Raw genomic sequence first — 18,023 nt, forward strand, 5'->3', positions numbered from 1 at the left:
TTAAGGTCCTATCACTTTTTTAATTTGTGCGGTCACTTCATCCATAGGCCTTAATCCATCTACCGTTCTTAAGGTTCCTTCTGAGTTATAAAACTCGCATAAACGTAAAGTCAATTCCTTATTCACGTTGAGACGCTCCCTTACCGTATCCTCGGAATCATCCTCCCGCTGAATCAAAGGATGCCAGCATGTATTGCAGAGTCCAGGTTGGGCCGGAGGGTTATTTATGATATGGTACGTCTCCCCGCATTTACTGCATACCCGTCTCCCGGTTAGCCGCTCTACCAGAACGTCTTCATTCACTTCAACGTAAATGACATGATCAACGCTTGACGATTTATTAATTAAAAACTCCCTTAAGGATATGGCCTGTGCAATATTTCTTGGAAATCCGTCTAATAAAAAGCCATGTTCGCAATCTGCTTGTTCCAATCGGTTCAGTGCAATCCCAATCGTCACATCATCAGGCACAAGTCCGCCTTTACTCATATACTCTTTGGCCAAAATTCCAAGCTTAGTCTGATCCTGATACGCTTGTCTGAACAGATCGCCGGTAGAAATATGCGGAATACGTTGACTCTCGGCAATGAACTTGGCCTGTGTTCCTTTACCCGCTCCAGGCAGCCCTAACATTATCACATTCATACTCTGCCTCCCCCTTCACTTATCAATTGAGTGTAGAGCTCTTCATAGTCATTCACATACAGATCCGCCCCGGGAGCGTGATTCTGAAATAAGCAGGTTCGAAGCCCGATGTGCCTTCCCGGTAGGATATCAATCTCCCGATCTCCAATAACCAAATCGAGCTTATACTTGTCATGTAAGTACTTGTACGATTCTGGATTAGGCTTGCTTGGATAGCCATCACCGCCAGCCACTATCTCTGCAAAATAATGCATCCAATCATAATACTCTAATATTGGCAGTACCTCTATCCGCGGTTTATGTGTCATAATGACATTTACCTCTGCCAATTTCAAAATGGCTTCTACGAAAGGAAATGGCTTCATGTGGCTAGGATGCAGATCACGTTCCTTTGTAAAAATCCGGTTCAACTGCTGTTCTCTTAAACTGAAATGCTTAATAGTATGCGAGAATGAGAGCTTCAAATGGTTTAGAATCTCCTCTTTCGAAACCCTTTCCTCCATAACTTCATACATAATCTCAGTATAAACAGGATACGTGTCGAACAAGGTTCCGTCAAAGTCCCATAAAATATGCAAAGGATCCCTCCCTAATATAAAGCCCGTAAGGAATATATAGGTAAATATATCATACTTTCAGAGAAGAATGCGGTACCGATTCAGTGAAAAATATATCTCACACATCATAACCATACCTTAGGAATGGGTCGAATTCTCTTAGGAGTGATTTTTATTTATCCCGTGTTGTGGAGTTAATTCCCCATATCGTTCATGAGGAGCGTGTCTGCTTGAGCAGCCGATGACTGCGGGAAATACAGCGTGACTGCAGTACCCCATCCCTTCCTGCTGAGAATCTTGATTCCGCTGGTTTCTCCGTACTGCAGCATAATACGTTTATTGGTATTGCTCAGCCCGATATGACGGCCGGAATCCTCGTCAGAATCAAGTGCAGAGCGGATTTGCGCAAGCTGCTGCTTCCCTATCCCGCCTCCGTTGTCAATTATAGTTACCTTAAGCGTACCGTGCTGTATGCGGAACTTGAACTTGACCAGCAGGCGGGACGTATGCTCCATCCCGTATTGGATGCTATTTTCAAGCAGAGGCTGCATGCTTAGCTTCACTACTTCGCAATCGGAGAAAGGCCCGATATCGTCCCAAATGACCTGAAACCGGTCCTTATAGCGGATTTGCTGAATTTCAACATAGCTGACAGTGTGTGCGATCTCCTCCTCTAACCGGACGACCTTCGCCGAGGAATCGAGGGTATATTGCAAGATGGCTGTCAACAGCTCAATCATGCGGCTTGGGGCATTCGTAGAGCCTGTCAATTGAAAGGTCTTCCAGTATATCGAGTTCAGCGTATTATACAGAAAATGAGGATTGATTTGGGATTGCAGCGCTTTAAATTCCAGTGCCTGCATCCGGTACAACCGTTCGGAAAGCTGAATTTTCAAATATTTTTGCTCAAGGAAGCTTTCCAGGATATGGGTGATGATAAATGCATAGATATCATGCCCTTGGTTCGGATTGGCCTCCATCGTGTCCGGTGTGTCGGGAGCGTCCGCTGATTCGAGCAAGTGTAGAATCCCGTAGACTTGACGATAATTTTTGCCTGTCAGCCATAAGGCGGCAAGCGCACATAATGCCAAGGCCGCAACTGACAGCAGACAAGTGATGACGATCAAGGTAAACGATAAGCTGTACAATGACTTGCGCGGGACGACTGAAATCAAATTCCAGTTTAACCTCGGTGCTTTCTTGACCGTGAGATGATAAATTCCGTTATCCTGCTGAAGCGTATCGAATTGTCCGGGCAGGCGCAGAGACGATAGGATTTGGTCATATGCAGTGCCCCCGGATTGCATGATAACCTGGTTATGATCATCGGTGATATAAAAGCTCCGGTTCGGATATTCGCTTAAGGACGGGAAAGATTTGATAAAGTAGTCGGGGGACAGGTTCAGAACTATAACCCCCTTCTTGCTGATATTGTTCCTGTCATTGATCAATTTGTAAATACTTACTACATCGGTCGGGTTGCTCTCGAAGGCATAGTTGTGCAGACTGCGAACCTCTGTCGTGAATCCCGCCGTATCCGCAAGGTTCAAGTAACTGTCATACCAGCTTTTATCCAGATAAGATTGCAGATTGACCAGTCCTTCACGCGAGCTTAGAAAACGCTGCTGGTCATTCGGATAGTAGACGTAGATAGAGTGAACATAAGGTCTGGAATTGGCCGACACATCGATAATATGCTTGAGATAAAATAACGATTCCGCATCCTCGTAGGAATAGTTGGTTTTCGAAAGAATATTGTAAAGCTTATCCGCAATTTTAGGATTGGTATTAAAGGACAAGCTGAGAGAATCGATCTCCGATGCAACAACCTGAAATAGCTCATTATATTGATTTAACAGCTTCTCCTGATTCTGCTCGGCATCAACACGCGTGTACCGCTGGGAGATGACGATGGATAAAGAGCCCAGCAGCAGCAGAGGAATTAAACACAGGGCCAAAATATTCCTCAGGTTGTTGACAAAAAATTTGATTTTTAATGATCTTCCGATATGCGGCTTATTCAGATTAACGCCCATTTTTGAACTGCCCCGGGGTTATGCCGTGATATTGCTTAAAAGCTCGGATAAAGTTTTTAGGATTAGCGTAGCCCACCGCTTCACTGACTTCAAACGCTTTCATATGTCCGTGCTTTAACAGCTCCGCAGCTTTCTCCATTCTCACCTTCAGGACATATTCCGAGAAATGCATCCCCGTTTTTTTCTTGAAATATACGCTTACATAGCTTGTATTCATTTCAACCGTTTCAGATGCTTGCTGCAGTGTGATGGTGCGGTAATTCTGGTTCACGCTTTTCACGATGCTGGAAATAACGGGATCCGTCAAGCCTGACAGCGATTCTCCGTTCCCCATTCCCCCTGCTTCAAAGCCTGCTTTCATCTCGTCAAGAGTTGACTTGAGCTGTGTAAAAACATTGACGATGTCATCGTATTTAGCCGGCTTTAGCATATAGTGGGAAACTCCGTAGGTCATCGCTTCCCTGGCATACTCAAAATCGCGATATGCGCTGAGCAGCACGATGCGAACCCCCATTCTTCGCTCGTGAATCTGCTTGCATAGCTCCAGTCCGGACATCACCGGCATGCGGATATCGCACAGCAGCGCATCAACGGGATTCGATTCCAAATACGACAGCGCCTCCAGCCCATTGCTGACTTGCTGTACAACAGTAAAGCCAACCGACTCCCAAGGAAAGCAGTTGCATAGCGTATCCCGGGTATCCTCTTCATCGTCAGCAGCCAAAAGCTTATACATCCGACTCACCTCCGGTACCATTATAGCAGAAATTCGACAGTGTCATATCCAAAATTATGATACTTTTCCCCAACGATACAAAAAAATGAAAACGTAATCAATAGGAGGAGACCTTTTTTTGTCTTTGTTTTCAATGCTATGATGAAAGCGCAACCAATAATAAAGACTTGGGGGAGAATAAAAATTGAAGAAAACGTTCAAGGGAATTACCAGTCTCGTTATGTGTTCTGTCATGGGGATTACTCTGGCCGCTTGCGGAGGTAATTCAGCCAATGATCCTGCGCAGAAAGGAAGTGCGGACGGCACGAAGCCCATCACGTTAAGATTCAGCTGGTGGGGCAACGACACCCGCCACCAGGCGACGCTGAAGGCCATCGATGCTTATACCAAGCTGCACCCAAATGTCAAAATCGAAGCGGAATACACGGGCTTCGACGGCTTTTACAACAAATTATTGACCCAATTCGCCGGAAGCACCGCACCCGACTTATTCCAGTTCACCTATGAATGGGATAACGACATGTATGATTTTTTGCTGGATTTAAAACAGTCCAAATCGCTTGATACCAGCGGTTACGATCCCTCTGTTCTCAGCAACTTTGCGACTTATAAGGACAAGATGATTATGGCTCCGGCAGGTGCCACCGCTACATCCTTATTCTATAATCAAGCTTTCTTCCAGAAGTACGGAATTCCGGAAACAACGGAATGGACCTGGGACAGCCTGCTGGAAACCGGCAAGAAGGTGCATGCCCAGGATCCAAACGCTTACCTGCTGTCGGCCGATATCGACGTCATTTATAAATTGATCCTGCAGCCTTATGTAGCCCAAATGACCGGAAAGAACTGGATCAATGACGATTATACTCCTGCGTTCGATAACGCTGCCTTGACGAAGGGGCTTGCGTATCTTTCCGAATTGTACAAGAACGGGGTTCTGGAGCCGTTCGGGGACAGCTCCGCCTTCGTCGGTAAGATGGAACAGAATCCAAAATGGATTAAAGGACAAGTGGGCATGTTGTTCGACTATATTTCCGCCTTCGATAAATATAAGCAATCCGTGCCTGACGGCAAGCTGGGTGTAGCGGCTTATCCTGTGGCTCCGAATGCGCTGCAATCCGGCAATCCAATCGCAGCGGGAACCGGATTCGCGGTAAACAAAACATCTCCGAACGCGGAAGAAGCGGTGAAATTTATCAATTGGATGGTTAATGATAAAGATGCGGCGCTTATCCTTGGCGCACAGCGCGGTATACCGGCGACGAGCACGGCCAGAAAAGCTTTGGAGGATGCGAAGCAGCTTGATCCGAACATTACTAAAGGTCTTGATCTTGCCTCCAAACAGAAGACCATTGCTCCTAACGTAATCAGTATCAATGCAGATCTCGCGCAAATTGCCAAAGACACGCTGCAGAAGCTGATTTATCAGAAGGAGACGCCGGAGCAAGCCACCGACGAAATCCTGAAAGCGTATGGCTCGAAGCTGACCGCGTTAAAGAAATAGAGGTTATAAAAGTAATGGTTCATCTGGTGAGAGAAGCTGTCTGGTTGGACGGCTTTCTCTCTATCATCTGACCGGCATGTTTGAGTACAGAAGGGAGTTCAGTATATTGAAGCAGTCAATGAGATTCACGAATGCCGCTTGGGGACTGTTGTTCATTTCTCCGTGGATCATCGGATTTGCAGGGTTTCAGCTCTATCCTCTGCTGTTGTCGTTGTACTATTCGTTCACCGATTACTCCATCGTGAAAGCGACGCATTTTGTCGGCTTGCAAAATTATGTGACGATGTTCAAGGAGGACAAGGACTTCTTCCCGTCTTTGCGCGTAACCCTCCTGTATACCTTGATGGCAGTGCCGCTTAAGCTGGCATTCGCTTTACTTGTGGCGATCATTCTGAATTCCAAAGGGAGATTCATTAACGTATATAGAACCATCTATTACTTGCCTTCCATTCTTGGCGGAAGCGTCGCTATCTCGATCCTTTGGCGCTTCTTGTTTATGCGCGAAGGCATCGTTAACCAGGTGCTGGCCTTTCTTCACATCCCTTCGGTCGATTGGCTGGGCAGCCCGAATGTCGCATTATGGACCATCAGCTTTTTGGTCGTTTGGCAATTCGGCTCTTCTATGGTCCTGTTTCTCGCAGGTCTAAAACAAATCCCTTCCGACTTATATGAAGCCGGCATGGTAGACGGAGCAAGCAGAGTGAGGATGTTCGTCTCCATTACCGTTCCGCTGCTGACTCCGATCATCTTATTTAATCTGGTCATGCAAACCATCGGCGCCTTGCAGGAATTTACCGCCGCTTTCGTCGTCACGAACGGCGGGCCCATGAAATCGACGTACCTGATCGGGATGAAAATATATGACGACGCCTTCAAGCTGCTGCATATGGGCTATGCTTCCGCTTTATCCTGGGTACTATTTGCTATCATTCTGATCCTTACCTTGATCATCTTTCGTTCATCCAGATCATGGGTGCATTATGAAGACGGAGGGAAAAATTAATGATGCTGCAATACGGGAAACAGCCTACGCTCGCGGCAAGGCTGGTCAAAAATATAATTTTGCTGGCCTTTGGTCTGCTCATGATTTATCCGCTGATCTGGTTGTTCTTCGGCTCGTTCAAAACCAACAGCGATTTATTCGGTTCTTTGTCACTGCTTCCAAAAACCTTCGTTTGGGACTCTTATAGCAAAGGCTGGCAAGGTACGGGGCAATTTACCTACGGCACCTTCTTCTTGAATACCTTGATGCTTGTCGTGCCGACTGTCTTCTTTACCGTCTTGTCCAGTGCGGTGGTGGCTTACGGCTTTGCCCGCTTCCAATTTCCGCTCAAGAACACGCTGTTCGCGCTTATGATCTCAACGCTGATGCTTCCGCATGCGGTTATTATTATTCCCAGATACTTGATATTCCGCAATCTGGGGTGGCTTGACGGGTATTTGCCTTTTATCGTACCGGCAATTTTTGCATGCTACCCGTTTTTTATCTTTATGCTGATTCAGTTTTTCCGCGGTCTGCCACGGGAGCTTGATGAATCGGCGGTTATGGACGGCTGCAACCCGGCAGCTATTTTGTTCCGGATCCTGCTTCCGCTCTGTAAGCCGGCACTCTTCTCTGCGGCTATCTTTCAATTCATATGGACGTGGAACGATTTCTTCAATTCGCTCATTTTCATCAACAGCGTCAAAAAATATACCGTCTCCCTGGCACTGCGTATGACTATCGATTCGACTGGAGGGACGGTCGCCTGGAACCAAATTATGTCGATGTCCGTGTTGGCCATCCTGCCTCCCCTGCTGATCTTCTTCCTGTTCCAGCGCTATTTTGTGGAAGGCATTGCCACAACAGGGATCAAAGGGTAAACTTGTGTTCAGAAACTAAGCAGGAAATAAGCATAAGGAAAGGAGCTCAACCATGCCGCAACGGAAGCAACAACCGAATGTCATTGTATTTTTTACAGATCAGCAGCGATGGGATACGACCGGACTGCACGGCAATCCCTTAGGGCTTACTCCCCATTTCGACCGATGGGCTCTGGAAGGAACTCATTTGTACAATACCTTCACCTGCCAGCCTGTTTGCGGACCAGCGAGAGCCTGCCTGCAAACCGGACGTTACGCAACGTCGACCGGATGTTACCGCAACGGGATTCCACTCCCGGGGAACTCACGTACGTTGGCTCACGAATTTCGTGATGCCGGATACCATACCGGATATATCGGCAAATGGCATTTGGCATCGACCAGAACGGAGCCCGTTCCGGAATCGCTTCGCGGCGGATACGAATATTGGCTCGCAGCCGATTCTCTTGAGCATACCTCCGACGCTTACGATTCGGTACTGTACAACAATGCCAATGAACGGGTCAAGCTTCCGGGTTACAGGGTCGATGCATTGACGGACGCCGCCATTCGCTATGTGAATGATCATCAGAACGATCCGTTCTTCCTGTTCCTCTCCTTCCTGGAGCCGCATCATCAGAACCGAAGAGACGATTACCCTGCGCCGTCAGGGTATGAAGACTCTTACATATCGGCTTGGACGCCTCCCGATTTGGCGGAGCTCGGGGGTACATCCCAGCGTCATCTGCCCGGTTATTATGGGATGGTCAAACGTCTGGATGAAGCGTTAGGCCGCTTAATGGATGCGTTGATCAGTCTTGATCTGGCTGACTCTACCATCGTTCTCTTTACTTCCGATCACGGAAGTCATTTCAAAACGCGCAATGGAGAGTACAAACGCTCTTGCCATGACAGCTCCATACGTATACCAGGGGCGATATGGGGACCCGGCTTTCAAGGAGGCGGACGGATCCGTGAGCTCGTCAGCTTGATCGATCTGCCGCCGACCCTGCTGGATGCAGCCGGGCTTAAGGTACCCAGCGAGATGCAGGGGCGTTCCGTCCTGCCGCTCGTCAAGCGTCAGGAGGTCGAATGGCCGAGCGAGGTGTTCGTTCAGATCAGCGAGTCGCAGGTCGGCCGTGCCGTCCGTACCAAGCGATGGAAATACAGCGTAAGCGCGCCCCATCGGGATGCTATACGAGATAGCTGCAGCGATCTGTACGTAGAAGAATTTTTGTACGATTTGCAGGCAGATCCTTGGGAGCTTCATAATCTTATCGAAAGCGAGGCTCACCGGGAGGTGAAGCAGGTGATGAGAGAAAGGCTTCTGCGCCGCATGGCGGAAGCTGGAGAAGCGCCTTCCCGAATTGAGGCCGCTCAGGAGCGGGCCTTTGGTCAGTTGAAAGTGCTGGAAAGTGAATACGGGCAGTAAAGCGTTGTCTTTAAAAGCAATGATCTTCTAGGCAATCTATAATGTTATTGTGAGAAAAAGACCCCGGTGGGGTCTTTTCTGTTCATTTGCCGACAGTCAATGCAGTTTGTTAAACAGTTTGAAGTAGACGCAGTATTTCACCATCTATTTCTTCTTCACTAACTTTTTTAAACCCTAAAGATTCATACAGCTTTCCTGCAATTTGATTGTCTGGTCGATGTCCAATCATTATTCTTATACAATGTGAAATACTCATAAACTGAATCAAAGCTTCCATTGCTGCCCTACCATAACCTTTGCCTTGATGCTTTTCGTCAATCATTATGGCAGGAATCCAATAGTTATCATCCTTGTCTGGTTTCTTACAAAATACGAGAAATCCGACTAGAACTTCTTCTGAGTAAATAGCACGCAATTCAAAATCATCAACATATTTTGATTCTGCAATCCAATAAACCACAGGTGCAGGAAAGACATTAAGCTGCTCGGGCTTAACTTTAAGCTGGGTACATTCATACCAATTCTCAATAGTTACTGGCTTTAATACAATTGCCATACGAATTCCTCCCAAATTTTACTCCGCAGAGGAATTCATCCTCTACGACTATTTCGTAACCATCCTCAAAAAAATTGCAGCATAGATATTCTTCATACCACATCACTCCTCTCGAAATTAAAAACTCTAATACTGGGTTTTTAATGGAAAATATCATATCACAATATATTCAATTCGATGATTATTTTTAAGTACCATCCATATCAGTAAGGTAACGCCGAAGACCGGTGTTTGTCTGATTTATAGCAAACAGCCATACCCGCCGTATCATCCGTTATTATACCGCCCCGATTTTTGGCCATTCCAGTTCAACCCCATTAGTGGTAAGCAGCGCCTGCAGCTCTTTAAGCTTTTCCGCGCTTGCACGCACCTCGCTCGGGGTCAACCCTCGTTCCAAGCAAAATGCCGCCGTATATCCTGCTGATTCCCCGATATTCCACTCTACCGGATGAAGCCTGTAGCAGCCGTTCGTAATATGGGTGGTCCCTATATTTTTGCATGCGGCCAGCAGATTGGTAACTCTTCTGGGAATTAGACTCCCAAGTGGAATTTGAAATGGCACCGAGGAGATGTCAAGGAAATTTCTCCCCCGCATACTAGGGTGCAGATCGATTCTATAGCAGCCTATTCCTACGCTGTCCGGGAACTCCTCTGCCCCGCATTCTTCTCGAACGGCAGCACTTACATGCTGCTCCAGAACCGTAAATTCAGCTTTGATTCTGCGGGATTCCCGGATATACGGCGCTTGGGCCATTCCATCCTCCGTCCCCACCACGTCAGGGCGCAGCCGAAGTCCTGGGTAGCCTGCTCCGCCATCCGGGCGGGGGGCTTCCGTCTGCAGCCAGTAGAGCAAGGATAGACTCAGCTGTTTGGCTTGGTGCAGATGCTTCTTGGCTTCTTGCTCAGGCACATCATAGATATTGCCCAGGAAGTAATCGTTTTGAGCCCAATTAACTAACGAAATATCCGATTCATACGTCCCCGGCAAGAAGTTGGCCCGGTCCACTATTCGGCGATAGATGAACAATGGGTATTTGTCCGTACCCGGGAAGAGCGTCTCTTCCGTCGGTTCCAGCGTCTTGGGGTCAGGGGATACCCAATTCAATTGCGGATTAGGCCAGAAAGGCGCTTGAAAGGAACGCCAAAATGAGTAATCCTTAGGTCGATTAATGACATGATGTTCACCCTCCAAATAATCCATGGCGAAGCAGTAGGTGAAGGCCTGGATATCCTGAGGGTCAGCGGGACCGTCCAGTGCATGGGGCTCATGAGTCTCCTGCTTCGACTCCGCTCCGGTAACATATTCGACATGGGCAAGCGGTAGTAAGTCCCCGCATTCCGTCGCGTCGAGAAAATAGGGAGCTTCGATGATCCGTCGCTCTCCATCGTCCTTTTTTACGGTTACTGCCAGGATACGGTCTCCTTGCGTATGTGCTTTTATGATTTTACAGCGAGTAAGGATGGTCAGCTTGCCGCTGTTTATAAATGGCGCAAGCATCTGCTGCAGAACGGCATGCATCACTCGGGGCTCGGCGCAGAGACGGCTCACTCCCCCATTACCAGGGTTCAAATAGTACGCCGCACGCCCATACTCCGATAGCGGGTAGTGACTGCGATAGTAACCTCTGACCTGATCGCGAAATTTGCGATAGCTTCGCGTACAGCCGAACTGTTCAATCCATTTATGCTCATCCGGAGGCACCGCCTGACTCGTCAGCTGTCCCCCGATCCAATCGAATTCCTCCGTCATACATACTCTTTTTCCTAGGCTGCAGGCCGCCAATGCTGCGGCACATCCTCCTACACCTCCACCAATGATCGCAATATCTGCACGTAGACTTTGCTCCATGCTACCCATATCTCAATTCCCTCCTTTAACCATATTTGTTTTATTACCCCAATAATCTAGACGCAAACCAAGCTTTTTTGTTGCACGAGACATCAGCCTTCGAAACAGGAGAAACCAAAATTTTCCGTAACAGCATCCACCGCCATCCAATCCTATTTCATTGCAGCTTGTAAATCGAATAACCATCCTTTACTTCCATCAAGGTATACTTTTCATCCAAATACTGCTTTAAGCTCCCGTCATCCCCGTCAATATGTCCTCTTAGCGGTACAAAATATTTGGCTCCCATATGGACAAAATAGCGAAGCTCCGCCTTCGCATCCTTAGGAATCGTATTACCTACTCTCCATCCATTACGTTGATTCGCATTGAGCAGCGACGGGTCATCCGTTCCGACGACGATCAAATCATGCTTGCCCGTTAACGCTTGAACCACCTCGGCTTGTCTCAGCAGAACAGTATGCTGGTTCGTAAGCAGCGATGCAGTTATCCCATAAGTCTGCCAGCCCATCAAGGCAATGACGACAACCGCCATCAGCCGGCCGGTTAACCTGTTCCAGAAGGACATCAGCATAATGCCACTGAACAAAGCAACCAAGGGTCCGATCAATATTAAATAATAATCAAATTGAATCGTAGCCACGATGGTGATTAATTCCGCTATCATTGCGATTGCCCATACACCAACGGGAGATTCCTTCCTCCAATTCACTGTTATAAGCCCGGCCAGGAACAACACGATGCCATACCAGGTAAAAGCCTTCGGCAATTCCCTCGCGAAGAAATGAAGCGCCTCACCGGAAGCAAAGCTCGTGAACAAGCTGGGCAGGATATGCTTGGTTGCAATGCCGGAGACGAAAGGAAATTCCGCCACCGTGCCTAACCATTGAAAATATAAATAGGCCGGCAATAAGGACAAGCATGCAAACAGCCATAGCTCCCACTGCTGAAAGCAGCGCAGCCGATATTCCTTAACCGCCATCCAAACCATTGGAATTCCCACGAAAACAGCCGGAATTTTTTGTGAAATAGCTAATGCCGTGAAGCCGCACGCAAGCCCAAGCATCATCAAGCGCTTATCGTTCATCCATCGGGTAAAAAAATAAAAGGCCCCAAGCATAAAAAATAAAGCAGCCGACTCTGGCATGATAGCTCTTGAATATAACACGTTGATCGGCAGGATTCCGTATATCAGCATGGCTATCCGCGCCGTTGGGACGGAGTAATAATGCTTCGCAATGAGATACAAGAAGCAGGCTGAGCCTAGGAAGAAGCACAATGGAACTGCCCTGGCCAATGCATAGTGATGGCCGAACAGGTGATACAATATGGCAATTAGCGTTGTAGTTACTTGAAATTCCAGCTGCACGTAGTTAGGCAATGGGCCGTCGTAGCTCAGCTGCGGGTACAGCGGGTTCATGCGGTCTTCCAAGAAATGAATGGCAATCGACTCCGTATCCGACTGCCTCCACGAATCGTATTCGTAAGGGGAATTCCCCAAAGACGGAATGCGCAGAGCGGCAATGAACAGAAGCAGCAGCAGCGGGATCACCCAGGTACGGCATTGTTTCCTATCCACCTTCGCACCTTAACCTCCTGTTCTTTACTGCCTATTTGTTAATCATCCATACGCCGGCAACAATAATGGCTATACCCATCAGCTTGTTCCAGGAAAAGGACTCGTCCAAAAGAAAGTAAGAAAGAATGACGACAATAATATAACCAATGCTGACCATCGGGTAGGCATAGCTCAGCTCGGAGCGCGTCAATACCTTGATCCACAATAAAAAGCTTGTTCCAAACAAAAGCAGCCCGAGCACGATCTCCGGTGTCTTAAGAAGACGCAGCAGGACCGGAACCAGCGATGAGATCGAAAAAGAGATTGTCCCCAATTTATTGGAGCCAAGCTTCAAAATCACTTGGCCCAGCGATCCTAAAGCAACCGAAATAAGAATTAACCAAATGGTTTTCATAAGGCATGTTCCTTGCTCCATTTTTTGTTATATTTCACTTTTCTCAACAGTCTAAAGTACCCTATCACCGTTCTCCAAATGTTCATTTTACTTTTGCTTTCCTTCAGATGATACTCGAGGATAAGCGGGTATTCACCTGCACGCACGCCCATTCGGCTGAACCTGGCCATAATTTCCGCCATACATTCGAAGCCGCTGCTCGTAATAAACCGCCCGTTGTAATAAGACATCGCTTTAATGAGAAAACCGACCCGGTAGCATCTGAAACCGCTTGAATAATCATTCACATTGGCGATGGGAAAAAACAGCTTAAAAAACCATCTCGCCCCGCGGCTAAACAGCTTCCGATGCCAGGCCAAGCCAAGCTCTTGTCCTCCGTCCGTATATCGGGAGGCTATGACCATATCCAGCTCCTCCATCCTCAGCTTGGCGAACAAATCGGGAATAATGGACGGGCTATGCGTATTATCGGCATCTAACGTGATCAGAACATCTTCATAATCAAAATGAGTAACTACATAATCCAGCAGCGTACTCATGGCTTCTCCAAGTCCGCGATTATGTTTGTGAGTAAGCACTCTCATATTGGGTAAGACAGCTGCATGGTCCCTTAAAATAGCGGCTGTATCGTCCGTGCTCCCGTCATCTACCACAATGATATGAAGCTGTTCCTCTAAGCCGGCTCTCAGCGCCTCCAGCTTCATTAGCAGAATGGGCAGCACATTGCCTTCATTGTACGCCGGCAGCCCCACAATCACATTTGATTTCATCCGACACCTCTCTTCCCAGCACGTTCCTATTACTCAATTTATTCCAGTTGTCTCCATTCAAGTACTTCCCTTTGCGATATGACAAAAAGACCGGCCCTGGTGGACCGGTCTGAAAAGCATAAATTTGCTCGAATGATATGATACTGATATTGTTAGTACTATAAACGCTGTGAGGAGAACACTTTCATGAGACTTGTCACCAAAACGAGAATCGACTATCTCCAAACCCTGCTGCTCTGTATTGATGATCAACAAAAGCAGAAGGAAGCTCTTCATATTCTGGAATCCCTGACAAGAGACATTAATGAAAACTACGCTGAGATTGAGAAGCCTATCCGTCTAAAGCCTCATGAATGATCGAGTACATTTTCACATCCTGGTACTCGCCTTTCACATACATATGTTTACGAAGTATGCCTTCAAATTGCATCCCTGATTTCTCCATGACTCTGGCAGAGCCAATATTATCGGGGTGGCACCTCGCTTCGATCCGTACCAGCTTCATTTCGTTAAAGCCAAAATCTACAATGCGCTTTACAATTTCCGTCATGTAGCCCCGCTTCCAAAATTCCCGGGATAGCGCATACCCCAACTCCGCACGAGAATGAGCTGTATTCCAATTGACAAAACCAGCCGTACCGATCATTTTCCGCGAATGCTTATCCTCTATAGCCCAAGAGGCTATTTTTTGCTCCTCATATGCATTCAGGACCGTTTCGATAAATCTCCTTGTCCCTTCCAGCGACTGATGCGGAGGCCATGTCGTATATCTCGATACTTCAGGATCTGAACCGTACAGAAACATGTCCTCCGCATCCTGGAACTGAAGCTTCCTAAGTATGGTCCGCTCTGTCTCCAAAACGGGAAGATTGCCAAATACAGCTTCAATGGTGATTGCCATCGAATCCACCGCCTTTATCATTTGCAACATTATACATGGAATCCTCTCGGCAATCAACCATAATATGGAAGCGTCTACTCTTTCCTTCGTCTCCCTGTTAAGCGAATGTAGATCAGCTTTGGCGTCTGACTCTCCGATAATAAAAGCAGCAAAGCCAAGGAAAGGCATCTTCCCTTGACTTTGCTGCTTATTCCAAAATTATTGAGTCAATTGAGCAACTAGACGCTTAGCATCTCCGTTGGCAGTTGTGTACACTTCAAATACCTTCAAGGTCAGCGGAGAAGCAAATTGCTGGGAAGTGCCCTTGAACGCGATGTTGTTCTCGCCCGTAACCAACCGGTTAGGACCGATAAACGAGTTGATGCTGGTTCCAACCAACCGGCCCGCAGCATCATACAGCTCGAACTGCAGCTTCGAGAAGTTGGCATCAACTTGTACATTCGGCTCCCGTTCGATATCCATCAAGAACTTGCCCTTGTATGAATATTCGAACGTTTGCGAATTGAACTGGAAGGATACATCCCAATGCGATATATCGAACTTAAACGGATAGACGTTAAATTTCGTTTCATTCTCCTTATCCGTCTGAAGAGCTACACTGTACGTTCCGATGGTTGTTTTATAAGGAGCCGCAGTTTTGGCGTCTTCCACCTTCAGCGCCAGCCCCTGTCCCGATTCCGATACAGGCAGCGAGTAGGAATAATTCACCGTAATCCCTGCGTTCGGCAGGATCGGAGATTCCGTAATAGTTTGACGCTTGCCGCTGTACTCGTAGCCTTCCGAGCTAATGAGCGATGTGTCAAAGGAAGGAATCGCGATTGGACGGTCGCTCTTATTGTACAAGCTGAATTTAGCCGTTACTTTTTTATTGCCTTCCTCATCATCGTCATACATGTGGAATTCGACCACCGAAACCTGGATATCGGGATGAATCAATTCGCTGCGCGAATCGAATTTCATCGGATTCCCCAAAGCATAGGCTTCATACTGATTGCCCAAGGTTTGGGTAGGCAGCAAAATACTCAACCGGCCAACGGTATAGCTCACTTGTGCGGGAGCAGCCCCGGCAGCTGCCTGACCTTGTGTAAAGCTCTCGCTTGTCAGCAGGTTCAGGCTCGATAATACCGTATCCTGGTCCGTAGGAATGGCGAAATGGATATATTTCTCTTCCTTGCTCTCCAATACTACGGATCCCTCTTCTACTCGTTTACCGGAATACACTTTCGCTCCGGTTTTACCGTCGATAGTAAACTCCGGTACCGTCTCCCGCTTGTCCGTTGGATTATAAGCCAGCAGCTGCACGAGATAGACCGTACCCTTCTCGGTCGTTTGCTTGGTGATGTTAACCGGCGTATATTGAATCGGCGAGACCAGTGATGGAATTTTGAAGGAATCAGACCATTTCTTCACTGCTGCAGCATCCGTAATTTGCATATCGCTTCCCTGCCATGGCTGTACCGTAATTGGAACAGTCAGGATCAGCGTCTGCTTCTTGGGATAGACATAATAGTCCACATCCGTCCAGTTGACTTCAGCCAGCGTGACATCGTCCGTACGATCGATTACGGCCATGTAGCTCAGCTCGGTATTAGCCTTGGACTGAATTGCCTTGGCATTGGATGCGCTCGGCTGCAAAGTATATTCGATGCCCTCACTCGTTTTTACACGAAGCTCATAGTCTGGTACTCGGACAAAATCGGTATAGTTATTTTTCATCCGGACCACCACGCCGATGCGTGTACCTCCGGTTACATGTTCATTCAATATACTCTTCACTTCAACTTCCAGCTTGTCGGTCAATGGATATACGGTTGCCGCTTGATTCTGGAAGGCAGTCGGAGTCGACTCTTCAGCAAAAGCCGAATATCCCGTACTCATAAGCGATGCTGAAATGATCATGACGGCTGCGGTTTTCTTCAACTTCTTGTTCAATTGCTTCTCCTCCTCTGGGTTATTCTTTATTTGGCCAACTGAACCTTTTCTTTATCCTTCAGCTGATGCTGTCCGGAAGTAACCAGCTGCTCTCCTTCTTTCAAACCGGAAAGCACTTCTTGATTCGTTTCGTTCAGCCGGCCCATCTCTACCTTACGCTTCTCGACTTGATCTCCCGAGAGTACAAAGACGAAGGTGTCTCCGCCTTCACGAACTACGCTTAGCGTAGGAATGGCTACAACAACCTGATCCTCATTCTCCGTCAGAAGCACTTGAGCCTTCATGCCCGGCTTCAGCTTACGGTCCGCATTAGGAACCTCCAGCTCAAGCGAGTAAGACTTGGACTGAGCACTCATGACATCAGCGAGGTAGACGACCTTGCCTTTGATCTTGTCGGTTGTCCCCGGCACGTAGAGCGTCAGCTCTTGCTTGCCGCGAATGAGATTGGCAGAGCTTTCTGTCAGCTCCGCTTTGACCTTGATAGGGTCCAGCTGCTGCAGCTGAGCCGCCTTGAAGCCTGCCGGCAGCGTCATGCCGATCTCAATAGGAAAATCGGTAAGAACGCCACTTGCCGGCGCGGTAACCTCCATGTGCTGCAAGGTACGGTCTGCTTCCCGGATTGAGACATCCGCTGTTTGCAAGGCTTGATCCAGTTGTGCCAGGGAGTTCGTTGTCTCCAAGGTTTTGAGCTTGCTGCGGCTGTTCTCCAGATCAAGACGCTGGTTGTTCAGCTGGCTTTCCACCTGTTCAAGCTGAAACTTCGTTACAAGGCCCTGATCGTAGTCATTGCGCATCTTGCTGTAATTTTTCTCCGCATCCTGTAACGCAATTTCCTGCTTGGTGATTCCGTTCTTCAGCTCCTGCTTGGAATCCTCCAGCTCCTGCTTGGCTTTAGCCAGCTGCTGCTGGGTCCCGTTTAAAGCGATCTGCGCTTTTTCCTTGCTAATCTGAATGTCCGTCGGATCCAACCGGAAGAGCACTTCGCCCTTTTCTACTATGTCTCCGCGTTTTTTCAGCATTTCCAATACGTCTCCGCCGGCTTTGGTGACAACGTCCATCTGAAGCGACGAGACAACGTCCGCTACCTGCTCCAGCGGATCGGCGATTTTTTGCTTTTGTACTTTTTCAACCTTAACGGTTTTGACCTGCGATTCTGTAGTTGCCGGAGCCGACGCTTCAGGTTTGGCTGTGCAGCCGGCAAAAAGCGCCGTACTGATGACGAGAGCTCCCACGATACTCAAGTTTCTTTTAACTGAGTTTGCCTTTGTCCGTTTCATAAGACTTTTCTCC

At 47.8% G+C, this 18,023-nt stretch carries 17 protein-coding genes; 5 read left to right on the plus strand and 12 right to left on the minus strand.

Annotation, left to right across the window (positions count from 1 at the left end; genetic code table 11):
• The 4 genes from GGC63_RS12050 to GGC63_RS12065 all read right to left on the minus strand — a co-directional run bounded on the left by GGC63_RS12050 (position 1) and on the right by GGC63_RS12065 (position 3,974).
• Positions 1-645 (minus strand): adenylate kinase, encoded by a 645-nt coding sequence (locus GGC63_RS12050; RefSeq protein ID WP_192702537.1) that lies wholly within the window; start codon positions 643-645, stop codon positions 1-3.
• Entirely contained in the window at positions 642-1,223 is a 582-nt protein-coding gene (locus tag GGC63_RS12055; RefSeq protein ID WP_192702538.1) for an HAD-IA family hydrolase, read from the minus strand. Before GGC63_RS12055 ends, GGC63_RS12050 begins: the two co-directional genes overlap by 4 nt.
• A gap of 173 nt (positions 1,224-1,396) precedes the next feature.
• On the minus strand, positions 1,397-3,238 hold the full coding sequence (locus GGC63_RS12060) for a sensor histidine kinase (protein WP_192702539.1): 1,842 nt from the start codon (positions 3,236-3,238) through the stop codon (positions 1,397-1,399).
• Positions 3,228-3,974: a response regulator gene (locus GGC63_RS12065; RefSeq protein WP_192702540.1), complete on the minus strand. Its 747-nt coding sequence runs from the start codon at positions 3,972-3,974 to the stop codon at positions 3,228-3,230. Before GGC63_RS12065 ends, GGC63_RS12060 begins: the two co-directional genes overlap by 11 nt.
• A gap of 184 nt (positions 3,975-4,158) precedes the next feature.
• Between GGC63_RS12065 and GGC63_RS12070 the strand changes: the two genes are divergently transcribed.
• The 4 genes from GGC63_RS12070 to GGC63_RS12085 all read left to right on the plus strand — a co-directional run bounded on the left by GGC63_RS12070 (position 4,159) and on the right by GGC63_RS12085 (position 8,752).
• Positions 4,159-5,478: an ABC transporter substrate-binding protein gene (locus GGC63_RS12070; protein WP_192702541.1), complete on the plus strand. Its 1,320-nt coding sequence runs from the start codon at positions 4,159-4,161 to the stop codon at positions 5,476-5,478.
• Between the two features lie 106 nt (positions 5,479-5,584).
• Positions 5,585-6,481 carry a carbohydrate ABC transporter permease gene (locus tag GGC63_RS12075; protein WP_225948136.1) on the plus strand — a complete coding sequence of 299 codons (897 nt, stop codon included), beginning with the start codon at positions 5,585-5,587 and terminating at the stop codon, positions 6,479-6,481.
• Complete coding sequence (locus GGC63_RS12080; RefSeq protein WP_225948137.1) at positions 6,481-7,341, plus strand: carbohydrate ABC transporter permease; 861 nt, start codon at positions 6,481-6,483, stop codon at positions 7,339-7,341. Before GGC63_RS12075 ends, GGC63_RS12080 begins: the two co-directional genes overlap by 1 nt.
• Positions 7,342-7,393: 52 nt before the next feature.
• Complete coding sequence (locus GGC63_RS12085; protein ID WP_192702543.1) at positions 7,394-8,752, plus strand: sulfatase-like hydrolase/transferase; 1,359 nt, start codon at positions 7,394-7,396, stop codon at positions 8,750-8,752.
• 109 nt (positions 8,753-8,861) lie between these two features.
• On the opposite strand, the gene GGC63_RS12090 is transcribed toward GGC63_RS12085, so the two are convergent.
• From GGC63_RS12090 to GGC63_RS12110, 5 genes are all read right to left on the minus strand, one after another.
• Complete coding sequence (locus GGC63_RS12090; RefSeq protein WP_192702544.1) at positions 8,862-9,308, minus strand: GNAT family N-acetyltransferase; 447 nt, start codon at positions 9,306-9,308, stop codon at positions 8,862-8,864.
• 277 nt (positions 9,309-9,585) lie between these two features.
• A complete protein-coding gene (locus GGC63_RS12095; RefSeq protein ID WP_192702631.1) occupies positions 9,586-11,157 on the minus strand; it encodes an FAD-dependent oxidoreductase in 1,572 nt (523 codons plus the stop codon).
• Positions 11,158-11,314: 157 nt separating this feature from the next.
• Positions 11,315-12,736 carry an ArnT family glycosyltransferase gene (locus tag GGC63_RS12100; protein WP_192702545.1) on the minus strand — a complete coding sequence of 474 codons (1,422 nt, stop codon included), beginning with the start codon at positions 12,734-12,736 and terminating at the stop codon, positions 11,315-11,317.
• 31 nt (positions 12,737-12,767) lie between these two features.
• Entirely contained in the window at positions 12,768-13,130 is a 363-nt protein-coding gene (locus GGC63_RS12105; protein WP_079911834.1) for an EamA family transporter, read from the minus strand.
• Positions 13,127-13,900, minus strand: coding sequence for a glycosyltransferase family 2 protein (locus tag GGC63_RS12110; protein WP_192702546.1), 774 nt, complete (start codon positions 13,898-13,900; stop codon positions 13,127-13,129). Before GGC63_RS12110 ends, GGC63_RS12105 begins: the two co-directional genes overlap by 4 nt.
• A gap of 186 nt (positions 13,901-14,086) precedes the next feature.
• On the opposite strand from GGC63_RS12110, the gene GGC63_RS12115 reads away from it, so the two are divergent.
• On the plus strand, positions 14,087-14,257 hold the full coding sequence (locus GGC63_RS12115; protein ID WP_192702547.1) for a hypothetical protein: 171 nt from the start codon (positions 14,087-14,089) through the stop codon (positions 14,255-14,257).
• On the opposite strand, the gene GGC63_RS12120 is transcribed toward GGC63_RS12115, so the two are convergent.
• The 3 genes from GGC63_RS12120 to GGC63_RS12130 all read right to left on the minus strand — a co-directional run bounded on the left by GGC63_RS12120 (position 14,232) and on the right by GGC63_RS12130 (position 18,010).
• Positions 14,232-14,801, minus strand: coding sequence for a GNAT family N-acetyltransferase (locus GGC63_RS12120; protein WP_225948138.1), 570 nt, complete (start codon positions 14,799-14,801; stop codon positions 14,232-14,234). The two genes, GGC63_RS12115 and GGC63_RS12120, sit on opposite strands and share 26 nt — an antisense overlap.
• A gap of 198 nt (positions 14,802-14,999) precedes the next feature.
• Positions 15,000-16,733 (minus strand): hypothetical protein, encoded by a 1,734-nt coding sequence (locus tag GGC63_RS12125; protein ID WP_192702548.1) that lies wholly within the window; start codon positions 16,731-16,733, stop codon positions 15,000-15,002.
• A gap of 26 nt (positions 16,734-16,759) precedes the next feature.
• Positions 16,760-18,010 carry an efflux RND transporter periplasmic adaptor subunit gene (locus tag GGC63_RS12130; protein ID WP_192702549.1) on the minus strand — a complete coding sequence of 417 codons (1,251 nt, stop codon included), beginning with the start codon at positions 18,008-18,010 and terminating at the stop codon, positions 16,760-16,762.
• Between the last annotated feature and the right edge of the window lie 13 nt (positions 18,011-18,023).

The organism is Paenibacillus sp. OAS669, from assembly GCF_014873645.1.
GTDB classification, from domain to species: Bacteria; Bacillota; Bacilli; order Paenibacillales; family NBRC-103111; genus Paenibacillus_S; species Paenibacillus_S vulneris.

Excerpts from the sequence above, each read along its gene's own strand:
- GGC63_RS12050 (WP_192702537.1), bottom strand. The coding sequence starts at position 645 with ATGAATGTGATAATGTTAGGGCTGCCTGGAGCGGGTAAAGGAACACAG.
- GGC63_RS12060 (WP_192702539.1), bottom strand. The coding sequence starts at position 3,238 with ATGGGCGTTAATCTGAATAAGCCGCATATCGGAAGATCATTAAAAATC.
- GGC63_RS12065 (WP_192702540.1), bottom strand. The coding sequence starts at position 3,974 with ATGTATAAGCTTTTGGCTGCTGACGATGAAGAGGATACCCGGGATACG.
- GGC63_RS12080 (WP_225948137.1), top strand. The coding sequence starts at position 6,481 with ATGATGCTGCAATACGGGAAACAGCCTACGCTCGCGGCAAGGCTGGTC.
- GGC63_RS12085 (WP_192702543.1), top strand. The coding sequence starts at position 7,394 with ATGCCGCAACGGAAGCAACAACCGAATGTCATTGTATTTTTTACAGAT.
- GGC63_RS12090 (WP_192702544.1), bottom strand. The coding sequence starts at position 9,308 with ATGGCAATTGTATTAAAGCCAGTAACTATTGAGAATTGGTATGAATGT.
- GGC63_RS12095 (WP_192702631.1), bottom strand. The coding sequence starts at position 11,157 with ATGGAGCAAAGTCTACGTGCAGATATTGCGATCATTGGTGGAGGTGTA.
- GGC63_RS12105 (WP_079911834.1), bottom strand. The coding sequence starts at position 13,130 with ATGAAAACCATTTGGTTAATTCTTATTTCGGTTGCTTTAGGATCGCTG.
- GGC63_RS12110 (WP_192702546.1), bottom strand. The coding sequence starts at position 13,900 with ATGAAATCAAATGTGATTGTGGGGCTGCCGGCGTACAATGAAGGCAAT.
- GGC63_RS12115 (WP_192702547.1), top strand. The coding sequence starts at position 14,087 with ATGAGACTTGTCACCAAAACGAGAATCGACTATCTCCAAACCCTGCTG.
- GGC63_RS12120 (WP_225948138.1), bottom strand. The coding sequence starts at position 14,801 with ATGGCAATCACCATTGAAGCTGTATTTGGCAATCTTCCCGTTTTGGAG.
- GGC63_RS12130 (WP_192702549.1), bottom strand. The coding sequence starts at position 18,010 with ATGAAACGGACAAAGGCAAACTCAGTTAAAAGAAACTTGAGTATCGTG.